Genomic DNA, 14,379 nt, shown 5'->3' with positions numbered 1-14,379 from the left:
ACCCGTCTCGCCGCTTCGCGGCGAGCCACCCTCTCCCCGCGCGCGGGGAGAGGGACACGAGTGCCGTCGCGGACCGAGGTTACGCGATGGAAGGACTCTACTCCGCGGCGAGATCGCCGCGGTCGTCGGCGGGCGACTCGAAGTGCAGCGGCCAGGTGCGGGTGGCGAACTGCGCACCGGTCGCGGCGATGCGGCTGTCGAGCTCCTCGCGCCGGAGCAGGCCCGCCTGGGTGTCGACATGGCCGACCACCGAGGCGGCGTTGAGGGTCGCGGCCTTCAGAGCCTCGACGGGCGCGACGCCGAGCGCCTCGTAGGCCGCGTAGGTCGACGTGAACGCATCGCCCGCGCCGGCCGTGCCGGCGACCACGCAGTCGACCGACGGGCAGAACACGATCTCGTCCGGGGTCGCTACATAGGCGCCGCGGCTGCCATCGGTGAGCAGCACGCGCTTCGGGCCGAGGCTGATCAGGGCGCGGAAGAACTGCACCACGCTCATGTCGAAGCCGCCGCCAGACAGCGGCCGCTTGTCGATGTCGGGCCGCTCCTCGCCGGGACCGAGCGGCAGCTTGGGGCCGCCCTCGCCGAATTGCGCGATCAGGCTCGGCACCAGGGTCGACGCCTCGGAGCGGTTGAGCGCGACGATGTCGACCATGCGCAGCGCCTCCTGGAACGGGCCGGCGCGGGCCGAGAGCTGGCGCACGCCCGGATTGGTGACCACCATGGCGCCCTGCGTCTTGGCCCGGCGGATCAGATCCGGGAACTGCTCGGCCGACTTGCCGGAGAGCGAGGCGATGTAGACGACGTCGACGGCGAAGGCGAGGTCGTTGAGGTCGGCCGGTTCGAGCAGCGTGTTGGCGCCCCGGAACGTGAACACGGCGGCGTTGCGGTCGTGCGAGGAGATCAGCACCGACGCACCGGTCGGCGCGCGCTCGTCGCGCTTGGTCCAGCGCGTCGACACGCCCTGCTTCTCGAGCGTCGTGAGGATCGTCTCGGCGCGGTTGTCCTGGCCGAGCTTGACCAGGGTCGAGACGTCGAAGCCGAGTCGCGCCATCGACACGGCGGCGTTGACGGCGCCGCCGCCCGTGTGGGTGGAGATCTGGAGCGCCTCGGTCTTGCGGCCCTCCTCCATCAGCAGATAGGAGACGTCGGCGTTCGACATCGCCATGCGCTCGATGCGCGAGCTTTCGATGATCGCGATGGTGTCGATCATGGCTCCGCCGACCGTCAGGGCCTTCATGGCGTCCCTCCTGCAGTGTCGCCCGATCGGGCGAGACGCGCCGGGGCTCGGCACGCCGCCGTGTCCGCCCCTCGGGCTTGCTCGCCAAAGGCGCGATTCGTCAAGGCGCCGCCACTCCGCCATGCGCCCGTCGGTCCCTGCCGCGAGGCAAGGAGCGGGCCGCCCGGACGCGCCGTCACGCGCGCTTCGGCCCCACAAGTCCGGATGGTGAGATATAACGACTGGGCGTTGCCCGCACCAGCCGACCCCGGCGGCCGCGGCGTCGTCGCGCGGCCGCGCCGCCCCTGCGTGCATGATGGTTCGGTTTCGCCGGCGCAGCGAACCTCGTCGTCTCGGAGTTGAACGTGTCGGACGGAGCTTGGTGGTGGGCCGCCTTCGCGATCGCGGCCGCCGCCGCCCAGACCGTGCGCAACGCCGCGCAGCGCGAGCTGACCCGCACGCTCGGCACGGTCGGCGCCACCCATGTGCGCTTCCTGTTCGGGTTTCCCTTCGCGGTCGTGTTCCTCGGCCTGATCGTCGCGGCGACCGGCACGTGGCCACCGGCGCCACCCGCGGCGTTCTGGCCGTGGGTCGTTTCCGGCGCCGTCACCCAGATCGTCGCCACGGCGCTGATGCTCGCCGCCATGGGCGAGCGCTCCTTCCTGGTGGTGACGGCCTACACCAAGACCGAGCCTGTGCAGGTGGCGCTGTTCGGGCTCGTCGTGCTGGGTGATGCCGTGACGCTGCCGATGATCGCCGCGATCCTGATCGCCACCGTCGGCGTCGTGCTGATGTCGCTGCGGCCCGGACAGGCCGGGCTCCAGACGGGCGGGCTGCGGCCGATGCTGCTCGGCCTCGGCTCGGCGGCGCTGTTCGCCGTGTCGGCGATCGGCTATCGCGGTGCGATTCTCACGATCCCGGCCGGCTTCGTGACGGCGGCGAGCACGACGCTCTGCCTCGCGCTCATGATCCAGGCCGTGCTGCTCTCGGCGTGGCTGGCGCTGCGCGACCGCGCCGTGCTGATCGCGGTCCTGAAGGCATGGCGGCCGTCGCTGCTCGCCGGCTTCATGGGAGCGTTCGCCTCGCAGCTGTGGTTCCTCGCCTTCGCGCTGACGGCGGCCGCCAATGTGCGCACCGTCGCGCTGGTCGAGGTGCTGTTCGCCCAGGCCGTGTCACGCTTCGCCTTCGGCCAGCGCGCGACGGCCCGCGAGCTGTTCGGCATCACCCTGATCGTCGCCGGCGTCGTGCTCTTGCTGTGGGTGCATTGAGCGCCGCCGTGGGGCCCCGTAATCGACGGCGTCATCGCACCGTCATGGCCGGGCTTGTCCCGGCCGTCCACGCTCTTCTCCGTCGAAAGAGCCGTAAGCAACGTGGATGGCCGGGACGAGCCGGGCCATGACGAACTCCGAAACCGGAGAACGGCTCAATTCCGCTCGTCGGGCAGGACGGGGAGCGCGTGGAACTCGATGCCTTCGTCGAGCATCGCCTTGACGTCGTCGGCCGAGGCCTCGCCGTAGATCGAGCGGTGCTCGATCTCGCCGTAATGCATGCGCCGCGCCTCGTCGGGGAAGCGCTCTCCCACATGCTCGGCATTCTGCACGAGATGATCGCGCAGCTCCTTGAGCTTGCGGCGCAGCGCGACCTCCTGGGGGGACATGAGTTGCGGCGGCATCAGCGCCACCGGCGCCTTGGCGTCGATCGCGGCGTCCGGCACACCGGTGCCGGCCGGCACCGGACTGGTCGCGGACCCCGCCGGGGCAGCGGCCGCCGCCGGCGCCTCCTTCGCGACCTCGCCGGCGATCTCGGCCACGGCCGCGGCGGCGACGGACGCCATGCGCTCGGGCGAGAGCTTCGCCGAGCGGCCGAGCCGCGGCGTCATCAGCGCCTTCTCGACCTCGGGGCTGCCGCACACCGGGCACGCGACCAAGCCGCGCGCCGCCTGCTCGTCATAGTCCGCGGAATTGCGGAACCAGCTCTCGAACGCATGCCCGTCCCGGCAGGCGAGCGTGTAACGGATCATTTCGCCTCTTGCAGGGCGTGCAGATGCACGGCGGCCGTGCTCGGCTCGACCAGCTCGAAGCGGCGGCCGTGCTGCAGCGACGGGATACGGCTGCGCGCCGCCGTGACGGCGGCCGGATCGACCTCCGCCATGACGAAGCCCGGCTCCGTGCTGTTCTCGGCGATGACGACGCCCCACGGATCGACGATCAGCGAGTGGCCGAAGGTCTCGCGGCCGCTCTCGTGCACGCCGCCCTGGGCGGCGGCGAAGACGTAGCAGCCGTTCTCGATGGCGCGGGCGCGGGTGAGGATGTGCCAGTGCGCCTGGCCGGTCTGGCGCGTGAACGCCGCCGGGATGGCGATGAACGACGAGCCGGCCTCGGCGAGCGCCCGGTAGAGCGCCGGGAAGCGCAGGTCGTAGCAGATCGACAGGCCGATGCGGCCCCATGGGAGATCGGCCACCACGGCGCGGTCGCCGGGGCGGAACATGCGCGACTCGCGATGGCTCTCCCCGTTCGGGAGGTCGACGTCGAACATGTGGATCTTGTCGTAGAAGGCGACGATGTCGCCGTTCGGATCGATCAGATAGGAGCGGTTGGCCGCCGACTCCGGACCGATGCGCACGGCGAGCGAGCCGATGTGCAGCCAGATGCGGTGCTTGCGCGCGGTGTCGCGCAGCGCCGCGAGGCCGGGATCGGTGTCCTCGGGGGCGATCAGCTCGAGCAGGCGCTCGCGATCGCTCTCCATCACGTTGGTCATCTCCGGCGTCTGCACATAATGCGCGCCGCGATCCTTCGCCTTGCCGATGAGCTTGACGGCGGAATCGATGTTGGCGGCCGGGCGCCGGCCCGACTGCATCTGAATCAGTGCGACCCGAAAGGTCGAATTCTCTCTGAGTTGAAAGGTCATGAAACAGCCCTCCGTCACGCCTTCAGCAGGGGGTCGAGCTGACCCGCCTCGTCGAGGGCGTAGAGATCGTCGCATCCACCGACATGCGTCTCGCCGATGAAGATCTGCGGCACCGTCGTCCGCCCGCCGGCGCGCTCGACCATCTCGGCGCGCTTGTCGGGCAGACCGGCGACGCCGATCTCCGTGAACGCGACCCCCTTCCGCGCCAGCAGTTGCTTCGCTGACGAGCAGTAGGGACAGAACGGGGTCGTGTAGATTTCAATGTCCGGCATCGATCGTCGAGTCTCGTCGTTCAGTTCGGTCTTGCCCAAATCCGGTCGGTTCAGGTCCGTTGGTTCAGGTCCGGTGGCGTCGTGTCGTACCGTGTCGTGTCGTGTCGTACGTGTCGTGTCGTACGGGTCGTGTTCGAGTCCGGTCATCCGACGTCCGACACCGTCGACGTCTGCCGCTCGCCGGGTCCGGACGATGGCGGTCCTCCACCATCGAAGTTTCGCACGAGCTGATGACTTTCGCACCGCACACTAAACTGCAGTCCAGCACTATAGTGGAGATGGCGACCTATCAACAGTCCGTGTCACCCAGTAGTCATACCACCGTTGCACCCGAGACACAGGCGAACACGATCACGTCAACATTGCTCGCACCCGCCCGCAACAAGGTTCTGGCGCAGCTCTCCGCCGTCGCGCCGGTCGTCATGACGTCGTCGACGACGATCAGGCGGCGACCCCGCACGTCCGCCCGTCCCGCCTCCGGCACCCGGAACGCGGACTGCACGTTGCCGGCCCGCTCGGCGCGCGTCAGGCCGACCTGCTGCGGCGTCGGCCGGACCCGCGTCAACGCGGCGCCGAGCACCGGAATGCCCGACAAATCCGCCATCACGGCGGCGAGCGCAGCGGCCTGGTTGAAGCGCCGCGCGAACAGCCGTCGCCAATGCAGCGGCACCGGCACCAGCGCGTCGGCCCGGGCCGTCAGCTCGGCACCCGCGACCGTCATCCACCGCCCCATCATCGGCGCGATCTCCATGCGGTCGCCGTACTTCAACGCATGAACCAGAGATCCGGCCACGTCGTCGTAGAGCACCGCGGCGCGCGCCCGCCCGAAGGCCGGCGGCGCGGCGATCGCCCGGGCCGACAGCGCGCCCGGCGCGGCGTCGTGCGGCAGCGGAATGCCGAGACGCTCGCAATAAGGACGCGCTATGAACGACAACCGGGACCAGCAGGTTGCACAGACGGCGCCGTCGTCGGTCAGCGGCCGGCCGCAGGCCGGGCACAGCGGCGGCAGGATCGCGTCGACGGCGAACCGCAGCGCGGCGCGCAGTCCGGTCCGTGCCATGGTCGCCCCGGTGGCCATATGAACCCTTGTTCATCGACACCGCTCGGCGCGGGACCAGATGACGCTCGCGTGTCGGGTTTCCAACGGTAGGTCGCGAGTCGGGCCGAGCCCTTCGACGGATCAGGGCGCCGACGCGGGTGAGTCGAGCCGCGAAACACACGCAGTATTATACCAGGGTGGTAGATGAGTGCTCCTCACGTTTTCGATCGTCCGCTGATCCTGCGCCGGCGGCAGCGCGCGGTCGGGCTCGGCGCCGCCACGTTCCTGCTCGACCGGGTCGCCGAGGACATGGCCGATCGCCTCGCGGCGACGCTGCGATCGTTCTCACGCGGCGTCGATCTCGGAACGCCCGGTGACGCGATCCGCCGCGCGCTCGCCGGTCATCCGCGGCTCGGCACGCTGATCGGCGTCGATGCGCTCGCCGACGGCGCGACGGCGGTCGACGGGTCCGCGGCCGGCGTGGCGGTGGTCGCCGACGCCGAGATACTGCCCTTCGCCGACGCATCGCTCGACCTCGTCGTGTCGGGGCTGGCCCTGCAGGCGGTCGACGACCTGCCCGGCACCTTCGCGCAGGTGCGTCGCGCGCTGCGGCCGGACGGGCTGTTCTTGGCGGCGCTGCTGGGCGGCGCGACCCTGACCGAGCTGCGCCAGAGCTTCGCGCTCGCCGAGACCGAATGCGAGGGCGGGCTGTCGCCGCGCGTCGCGCCCTTCGCCGACATCCGCGACATCGGCGCGTTGCTGCAACGCGCCGGCTTCGCGCTGCCGGTCACCGACGTCGACGTGGTGACGGTGCGCTACGCGTCGCCCTTCGCGCTGTTCTCGGATCTCCGCCGCATGGGCGCCACCAATCCCCTGGTCGCACGGCGGCGCATCCCGTTGCGCCGTGCGACGTTGATGCGGGCGGCCGAGATCTATGCGGAAAAATTCTCCGACCCCGACGGACGGGTGCGCGCGACCGTCGAGATCGTCTGGCTGTCGGGCTGGGCGCCGCACGAGAGCCAGCAGAAGCCACTGAAGCCCGGCAGCGCGACGCACCGCCTCGCCGACGCGTTGGGGACCAAAGAGATCTCGGCCGGCGAGAAGGCGGGGCCGAAGCGGACGTGATCAGGTGTCGTAGTCGTAGGGTGGGCAAAGGTGCGCCGCAGGCGCGCCGTGCCCACGCGGTCGTGATCAGCAGTCGAAATCGGCAATGCCGACGGCGTGGGCACGCTTCGCTTTGCCCACCCTACAGCAACGCGTTGAACGTGATCAGGTGCGCGCGCTACCGAAGCAGCTCCTGCAGATGCGCGATCAAGGGAATGTCGGCCTCGGGCATCGGATAGTCGCGCATCGCCTGCGGCCGCACCCAGCGCAGCGCGGCGTGCTCGCGCTGTGTCACGACGCCGTCCCAGCGCCGGCACACATAGAGCGGCATCAGGAGATGAAAGTCCGTGTAGGTGTGGCTCGCGAAGGTGAGCGGCGCGAGGCACGCCTCCTTCACGGCGATGCCGAGCTCTTCCGCGATCTCGCGGATCAGCGACGCCTCCGGCGTCTCGCCCGCCTCCACCTTGCCGCCCGGAAACTCCCACAGCCCGGCCATCGCCTTCCCCTCGGGGCGCTGCGCGAGAAGAATCCGTCCGTCGGCATCGATCAGCGCACAGGCGGCGACCAGGAGGAGCTTTTTCACGCAGGACCTCGTGACAAAATGTAGGGTGGGCAAAGCCGCGACAGCGGCGTGCCCACGCGGTCGACGTCACCGGATCTGCACAGCGTGGGCACGACGCGCCGGCGGCGCGCCTTTGCCCACCCGACAGAAACCTACGCCGAACGCGGCGACGCGCGAACACTCACGACCGGTAGTCGCCGTTGATGGCGACGTACTCCTTCGTGAGATCGCAGGTGAGCACGCGATCGCGGCCCTTGCCGAGGCCGAGATCGACCTTCAGCTCGATCTCCGGCCTCTTCATCAGGGCCGAGACCTTCGCCTCGTCATAACCGGGATCGCGCGCGCCCTTGTGGGCGACCCGCACGCCGCCGAACCAGATCGACAGCTTGTCGCGATCGGCCTTCTCGCCGGCCTTGCCGACCGCCATCACGACGCGGCCCCAGTTGGCGTCCTCGCCGGCGATCGCCGTCTTCACCAGCGGCGAGTTGGCGATCGACATCGCGATTTTTCGCGCGGCTTTCTTGGTGGCCGCGCCCTGGACGATCACCTCGACCAGCTTTCGCGCACCCTCGCCGTCGCGCGCCACCTGCTCGGCCAGGTTCGCCAGCACGCGATTGAAGCCCTTGCGGAACGGCTCGAGGCGGGGATCGCTGGCGCGCGAGATCTTGGCCACGCCGCGCTTGGCCGCCGCCCCGGTCGCGAACGCGAGCAGCGTGTCGGACGTCGAGGTGTCGCCGTCGATCGTCACGGCGTTGAACGTGTCGTCGACGCCCTTGGTGAGCAGGCTCTGCAGCACGGCCGGCGCGAGCGGCGCGTCGGTGAACACGAAGCTCAGCATGGTCGCCATGTCGGGCGCGATCATGCCGGCGCCCTTGGCGATGCCGCAGATGGTCACCGGCTTGCCGTCGATGCGCACCACCGCGGCCGCCCCCTTCGGGAACGTGTCCGTGGTCATGATGGCGCGCGCCGCCTCTTCCCAGCGGCCGGGCTGCACGGCCGCGACGAGGTCGTCCATCACGCCGGAGAATTTTTCGGCCGGCAGCGGCTCGCCGATCACGCCCGTCGAGGCGAGGAAGATCTCGGCCGGCTTGCAGCCGGCGGACTTCGAGGCGATGTCGGCCGTCAGCTTGACGGCGGCGACCCCGGTCTTGCCCGTGAAGGCGTTGGCATTGCCGGAGTTGACGACCAAGGCGCGCGCCTTGCCGCCCTTCAGCTTGCCGCGGCACCAGTCGACCGGGGCGGAGGGGCACTTCGACTTGGTGAAGACGCCGGCGACCGCGGTGCCCGGCTCGAGCAGCGCGAGGAGCACGTCGGTGCGGCCCGCATAGCGGATGCCGGCCGCCGCGGTCGCGACCGCGACGCCGTCGATCGCCGGCATTTCGGGAAAGCGCTCGGGCGCGAGCGGTGAGACGGCGGCCATCGGCCTTGCCCCCTGGTCGACGGGCGCGAGCCTGTCCCGCGCCTCTGAGAGTCGTCGCAGGGTCGATTAGGAGGGCGGGCGCACCGGGTCAAGCGGCAGGGCGGTCGCGGCGGGATCCAGCCTCCGTGTCCCGGACGGGCTGCAGCGCGTAGCGATGCAGCGCGAGCCGGGACCCAGGGGCGCGGAATGCATGTGGTCGTCGATAGCCGCGAACGGGACCTTTCCCGTGCGGCCCCTGGGCCCCGGCTCTGCGGCCCGTCGGGCTTGCGCCCGACCGGCCTTGTCCGGGGCACGCGGCGTCCGGGGCACGCGCTCGTCAGGAACGAGCATGCCCCGCTTTCTCACACCGTGCCGGACGAGCCGCCGCCGAGGGCCGCCTGGGCAGCGGCGAGGCGGGCGATCGGCACGCGGAACGGCGAGCACGACACGTAGTCGAGCCCGAGCTTGGCGCAGAACATCACCGAGGCCGGGTCGCCGCCGTGCTCGCCGCAGATGCCGGTCTTGAGCTTCTCGCGCACCGCGCGGCCGCGCTCGGTGGCGATCTGCATCAGCTCGCCGACGCCCTCCTGGTCGACCGACACGAACGGGTCGTTCGGGAAGATGTTCTTCGCCGTGTAGGTGCCGATGAAGGTGGCGGCGTCGTCACGGCTGATGCCGAAGGTCGTCTGGGTGAGATCGTTGGTGCCGAACGAGAAGAACTCGGCCGACTCGGCGATCTCGCCGGCCCGCAGCGCGGCGCGCGGCAGCTCGATCATGGTGCCGACCTGGTACTTGAACCGGGTCCCGCTCTCCTTCATCACCGCCTGCGCCATGGCGTCGATGCGTCCCTTGACGAGGTCGAGCTCGGCCTTGGAGGCGATCAGCGGCACCATCACCTCGGGCACCACCGGCTCGCCGGTCTTCTTGGCGGCGTCGACGGCCGCCTCGAAGATCGCCCGCGCCTGCATCTCGGCGATCTCCGGATAGACGACGGCCAGCCGGCATCCGCGGAAGCCGAGCATCGGGTTGAACTCGGAGAGCTCCTTGGCGCGGTCGGCGAGCTTGCGCGGATCCGCTCCCATCGCCGTCGCCACCTCGGCGATCTCCTGCTCGGTGTGCGGCAGGAACTCGTGCAGCGGCGGGTCGAGCAGCCGGATGGTCACCGGCTTGCCCTTCATCACCTCGAAGATCTGGGCGAAGTCGCCGCGCTGCATCGGCAAGAGCTTGGCGAGCGCGTTGCGCCGGCTCTGCTCGTCGTCGGCGAGGATCATCTCGCGCACGGCGCGGATGCGGTCGCCCTCGAAGAACATGTGCTCGGTGCGGCACAGGCCGATGCCCTCGGCGCCGAACTTGATCGCCACCTTGGCGTCGTTCGGCGTGTCGGCGTTGGTGCGCACCTTGAGCTTGCGGGCCTTGTCGGCCCACGCCATCAGGGTGGCGAAGTCGTCGGAGAGCGTCGGCTCCTGCATCGGCACGCGGCCGGCCAGCACGTGGCCGGTGCTGCCGTCGATCGTGATCACGTCGCCCTTCTTGAACACCTGGCCGCTCGCCGTCATGGTGCCGGCCGCGTAATCGACCCGGATCGAGCCGGCGCCGGCGACGCAGGGCTTGCCCATGCCGCGGGCGACCACGGCGGCGTGCGACGTCATGCCGCCGCGCGTCGTGAGGATGCCTTCGGCGGCGTGCATGCCGTGGATGTCCTCCGGGCTGGTCTCGACCCGCACCAGGATGACCTTGCGGTTCTGCGACTTCAGCAGCTCCGCCTCGTCCGAGTTGAAGACGATCTCGCCCGCCGCGGCGCCCGGCGAGGCCGGCAGCCCGGTGGCGATCATCTTGCGCTCGGCCTTCGGGTCGATGGTCGGGTGCAGGAGCTGGTCGAGCGAGTTCGGCTCGATGCGCAGCACCGCCTCGTTGCGGCTGATCACCCCCTCGTTGGCGAGGTCGACGGCGATCTTCAGCGCCGCCTTGGCGGTGCGCTTGCCGTTGCGGGTCTGCAGCATCCACAGCCGGCCGCGCTCGACCGTGAACTCCATGTCCTGCATGTCGCGGTAGTGCTTCTCGAGCTTGGTGTAGTACTTCACCAGCTCCTTGAACGGCTCCGGCATCGCCTTCTCGAGCGACGGCTTGTCGGAGCCCGAGGCGATGCGGGCGGCCTCGGTGATCTCCTGCGGGGTGCGGATGCCGGCGACGACGTCCTCGCCCTGGGCGTTGATCAGGAACTCGCCGTAGAGCTTGCGCTCGCCGGTCGACGGGTTGCGCGAGAAGGCGACGCCGGTCGCCGAGGTCTCGCCGAGATTGCCGAACACCATCGCCTGGACGTTGACGGCGGTGCCCCAGCTCTCCGGCACGCCGTTGAGCCGGCGATACGTGATGGCGCGCTGGTTCATCCACGAGCCGAACACCGCGCCGATGGCGCCCCACAGCTGCTCGTGCGGGTCCTGCGGGAACGGCTTGCCGGTCTCGCGGATCACCCGCTCCTTGTAGCGGACGATCAGCTTCTCCCAGTCCTCCGCGGTCAGATCGGTGTCGAGCTTGTAGCCGTGCTCGTCCTTGTGCTCGTCGAGCAGCTCCTCGAAATTGTGATAGCCGACGTCGAGCACCACGTTCGAGTACATGGTGATGAAGCGGCGATAGGAGTCGAAGGCGAAGCGGCGGTCACCGGCCTGCTTGGCCAGCGCCTCGACCGTCTCGTCGTTGAGCCCGAGATTGAGCACCGTGTCCATCATGCCCGGCATCGAGGCGCGCGCGCCGGAGCGCACCGAGACGAGCAGCGGATCGGTCTTGTCGCCGAAGTCCTTGCCGACGATCTTGGCGATGTGGGCGAGCGCCGCCTCGACCTGCGGCTTCAGCGTCTTCGGATAAGTGCGGTTGTTCTGGTAGTAGTAGGTGCAGACCTCGGTCGAGATGGTGAAGCCGGGCGGCACCGGCAGGCCGAGGCCGGCCATCTCGGCGAGATTGGCGCCCTTGCCGCCGAGCAGGTTCTTCATGCCCGAGGCGCCTTCGGCCGTGCCGTTGCCGAACGTGTAGACCCACTTGCCCTTCACGGCGACCGGCGTCGGCGCCTTCACGGGCGGCTTCGCGCCGCTCGGCTTGGCGACGCGCGCCGCCGGCTTCGCGGCCGGCTTGGTGGCGCGGGCGGCGGGCTTGGTGGCGGGCTTTCGAGCCGGCGACTTGATCGGCTTCGTCGCAGGCTTGGTCGCGGCCTTGGTCGAAGATCTGGTGAGCTTGGTGGCCTTGACGGCGGGCTTGGCCGACTTCGCGGCCGGCACGGCGCGGCGCGCCGCCGCGACCTTGGCGGCCGGCTTCGCCGACGCGGTGACCTTCGCAGCCTTGCCCGCGAGGGGCTTGCCGGCCGGCTTTGCCGGCTTCGCGGCGGTCGCCCTTGCGGGTCCTGCGGCGGCTCGCCCTCCCTTGGCGGTCGCTACGGGACGGCGCGATGCTTTGCTCGTCTTGGCCATGGACTGCTCCGGTGTGCGCTTTTGTGGGCGCTATGACGGTCTGCTTGACGCAAAAGACTCCGCGGGCGGCGGGCGCAATCTGCACGCCACGTCCGGGGGTCGGTCCCTCCGGTCCTCGACGGACCTTGTCGTCCGAACCTCAAATCGTCCGGTTTGCCGGAGCGCAGTGTCCACCGGACGCGACGATTTTTCTAGCCCTCGATGCGGGAAAAATCCGCGACCGCCAAGGTTGCCGCGCGAATCCCGTCGAGCAGGCGCAAGCGATTCGCCCGCACGGCCGCGTCGTCGGCGTTCACCGTGACCTTGTCGAAGAAGGCGTCGACGACGGGACGCAGTGTCGCCACCGCGGCCATGGCGGCCGAAAAGTCCTCGCGCACGACCGCCGCCTCGGCCTCGGTCCGCGCCGTGTCGACGGCCCGCGCCAGCGCCCGCTCGGCGTCCTCGCGCAACAGCGCCGCGTCCACGGCCCCGGCATAGCGGGTGCCGTCGCGCTTCTCCTCGATGCGCAGGATGTTGGTCGCCCGCTTCACGCCGGCGAGAAGATTCTTGCCGTCCTCGGTGTCGAGGAATTTTGCCAGAGCCTCGACGCGGCGGACAATTTTCACGAGATCGTCCTGCCCTTCGAGAGCGAACACGGCGTCGACGAGGTCGTGCCGGGCGCCCTGCTCGCGGAGCTGAACTTTCAGGCGGTCGGCGAAGAAGGCGAGGAGATCCCTGGTGAGGCCGTCATGCGCGGGCTTGTCCCGCGCATCCACGTCCTTGCCGGTCCGCGCCGCCGAGGAGGCGTGGATGGCCGGGACAAGCCCGGCCATGACGGCGAGGTGCGCGTCGGTGACCGAGACCAAGCCGAGCCGAAGCCCATTCTCCAAGATAATCCGAATCACCCCCAGCGCCGCACGCCGCAGCGCATACGGATCCTTCGAGCCCGTCGGCTTCTCGTCGATCGCCCAGAAGCCGACCAGCGTGTCGAGCTTGTCCGCGAGCGCGACGGCGATCGACACCGGGTCGGTCGGCACCCGGTCGGCCGGGCCCTGCGGCTTGTAGTGCTCTTCGCAGGCCGCGGCGACGGAAGAATCCTCGCCCTGGGCGAGGGCGTAGTACTTGCCCATCAGGCCCTGCAGCTCGGGGAACTCTCCCACCACCTCGGTCAGCAGGTCCGCCTTGCACAGCGTCGCGGCGCGCCGCACCTTCTCGACGTCGGCGCCGACCAGCGGGGCCAGCTCCACGGCCAGCCGCTCGATGCGGGCGATGCGCTCCGCCTGCGTGCCGAGCTTTTCGTGGAAGACGATCTGGTCGAACTTCTTCAGCCGGTCCTCGAGCTTCGTCGAAAGATCCGTCTCGTAGAAGAACTTGGCGTCCGAGAGCCGGGCCCGGATCACGCGCTCGTTGCCGGCGACGATCGCCTTGCCGCCGTCGGTCGCCTCCGTGTTCGACACCAGGATGAAGCGCGGGGCGAGCTTGCCGGTCTTCGGGTCGCGCACCACGAAGCACTTCTGGTTCGCCCGGATGGTCGAGCGGATCACTTCATCCGGGATTTTCAGGAACGCCGGGTCGAACGACCCCATCAGCACCACGGGCCACTCCACCAGCCCGGCCACTTCCTCGAGCAGCCCCTGGTCCTCGACCAGCTCGAAACCTTGGGCGAAGGCGAGCTGCTTGGCCTCGTGCAGGATGATGTCGCGGCGGCGCGCCGGATCGAGCACCACCTTGGCCTGAAGGAGCTTCTCGACGTAGTCGTCGTGGTGCTTCACCCGGAAGGCGCCCGGCGCCAGGAACCGGTGCCCGCGTGTCGTGTCGCCGGCCGTGATGTGGTCGACCGCGAACGGCACGATGTCGGGATCCTCGGTCTCCGGCCCGAAGGTCGCGACGATCGAGTGCAGCGGCCGCACCCAGGTGAGCCGCCCGGAACCCCAGCGCATCGACTTCGGCCACGGGAAGGTGCGCACGACGAGCGGCAGGATCTCGGCCAGGACTTCGATCGCCGGCCGGCCGGGTTTTTCCACCAGCGCGACGTAGAAGTCGCCCTTCTTGGGGTCCTTCTGCACGGTCGCCTGGGCGATGGAGGCGAGTCCGGCGGACTTGAGAAAACCCTCGATCGCCTTCTCGGGCGCGCCGACGCGCGGCCCCTTCTTCTCCTCGCGCAGATCGGGCTGGCGGGCCGGGATGCCCTGCACGGCGAGCGCCAGCCGCCGCGGCGTCGCGAACGCCGTAGCGCCTTCGTAGACGAGACCGGCGTCGACCAGCTTGTCGGTGACGAGCTTTTTCAGATCCTCGGCCGCCCGCCCCTGCATGCGGGCCGGGATTTCCTCGGAGAAGAGTTCGAAGAGAAGGTCGGGCATGGGCTGTCAAACTCGGCGGCGCCGTTCCCCTCCCCCCGCGCGCGAACCGCGTGGCGGGGGGAGGGGAACGGCGCCGCCGAGTT

11 protein-coding genes are annotated in these 14,379 nt (G+C 69.9%); 2 read left to right on the top strand and 9 right to left on the bottom strand.

The genetic code is table 11. The features are described from left to right. Nucleotides 1–97: 97 nt before the first annotated feature. Nucleotides 98–1,237, bottom strand: coding sequence for a carbohydrate kinase family protein (locus CCR97_RS13905; protein WP_111360412.1), 1,140 nt, complete (start codon nt 1,235–1,237; stop codon nt 98–100). Nucleotides 1,238–1,581: 344 nt separating this feature from the next. Between CCR97_RS13905 and CCR97_RS13900 the strand changes: the two genes are divergently transcribed. Continuing rightward, complete coding sequence (locus CCR97_RS13900; protein ID WP_111360413.1) at nt 1,582–2,484, top strand: DMT family transporter; 903 nt, start codon at nt 1,582–1,584, stop codon at nt 2,482–2,484. Between the two features lie 155 nt (nt 2,485–2,639). Here the strand turns inward: CCR97_RS13900 and CCR97_RS13895 are convergent, their stop codons facing one another. The 4 genes from CCR97_RS13895 to CCR97_RS13880 form a co-directional block, all read right to left on the bottom strand. Then, nucleotides 2,640–3,236: a DUF1178 family protein gene (locus tag CCR97_RS13895; protein WP_111357524.1), complete on the bottom strand. Its 597-nt coding sequence runs from the start codon at nt 3,234–3,236 to the stop codon at nt 2,640–2,642. Then, nucleotides 3,233–4,123, bottom strand: coding sequence for a carbon-nitrogen hydrolase family protein (locus tag CCR97_RS13890; RefSeq protein WP_111357525.1), 891 nt, complete (start codon nt 4,121–4,123; stop codon nt 3,233–3,235). Before CCR97_RS13890 ends, CCR97_RS13895 begins: the two co-directional genes overlap by 4 nt. A 14-nt stretch (nt 4,124–4,137) precedes the next feature. Beyond that, entirely contained in the window at nt 4,138–4,395 is a 258-nt protein-coding gene (gene grxC / locus CCR97_RS13885; protein WP_111357526.1) for a glutaredoxin 3, read from the bottom strand. A gap of 313 nt (nt 4,396–4,708) precedes the next feature. Continuing rightward, nucleotides 4,709–5,455, bottom strand: a complete 747-nt coding sequence (locus CCR97_RS13880; protein ID WP_244670447.1) for a ComF family protein — start codon at nt 5,453–5,455, stop codon at nt 4,709–4,711. A 183-nt stretch (nt 5,456–5,638) separates the two neighbouring features. On the opposite strand from CCR97_RS13880, the gene CCR97_RS13875 reads away from it, so the two are divergent. Continuing rightward, nucleotides 5,639–6,559, top strand: coding sequence for a methyltransferase domain-containing protein (locus CCR97_RS13875; RefSeq protein ID WP_111357528.1), 921 nt, complete (start codon nt 5,639–5,641; stop codon nt 6,557–6,559). Nucleotides 6,560–6,716: 157 nt separating this feature from the next. Here CCR97_RS13875 and CCR97_RS13870 read toward each other — a convergent pair whose 3' ends face one another. The 4 genes from CCR97_RS13870 to glyS all read right to left on the bottom strand — a co-directional run bounded on the left by CCR97_RS13870 (nt 6,717) and on the right by glyS (nt 14,296). Continuing rightward, nucleotides 6,717–7,121, bottom strand: coding sequence for a (deoxy)nucleoside triphosphate pyrophosphohydrolase (locus CCR97_RS13870; protein WP_111357529.1), 405 nt, complete (start codon nt 7,119–7,121; stop codon nt 6,717–6,719). A gap of 160 nt (nt 7,122–7,281) precedes the next feature. Beyond that, on the bottom strand, nt 7,282–8,520 hold the full coding sequence (argJ, locus tag CCR97_RS13865) for a bifunctional glutamate N-acetyltransferase/amino-acid acetyltransferase ArgJ (RefSeq protein ID WP_111357530.1): 1,239 nt from the start codon (nt 8,518–8,520) through the stop codon (nt 7,282–7,284). A gap of 341 nt (nt 8,521–8,861) precedes the next feature. After that, nucleotides 8,862–11,957, bottom strand: a complete 3,096-nt coding sequence (ppdK, locus tag CCR97_RS13860) for a pyruvate, phosphate dikinase (RefSeq protein ID WP_111357531.1) — start codon at nt 11,955–11,957, stop codon at nt 8,862–8,864. A gap of 191 nt (nt 11,958–12,148) precedes the next feature. Further along, a complete protein-coding gene (gene glyS / locus CCR97_RS13855; protein ID WP_111357532.1) occupies nt 12,149–14,296 on the bottom strand; it encodes a glycine--tRNA ligase subunit beta in 2,148 nt (715 codons plus the stop codon). Nucleotides 14,297–14,379 lie beyond the last annotated feature (83 nt).

The sequence above is a fragment of the Rhodoplanes elegans genome, assembly GCF_016653355.1.
Lineage (GTDB): Bacteria > Pseudomonadota > Alphaproteobacteria > Rhizobiales > Xanthobacteraceae > Rhodoplanes > Rhodoplanes elegans.
Note: the sequence above shows the minus strand (reverse complement) of the source record. Positions and strands in the feature narration are given on the sequence as shown.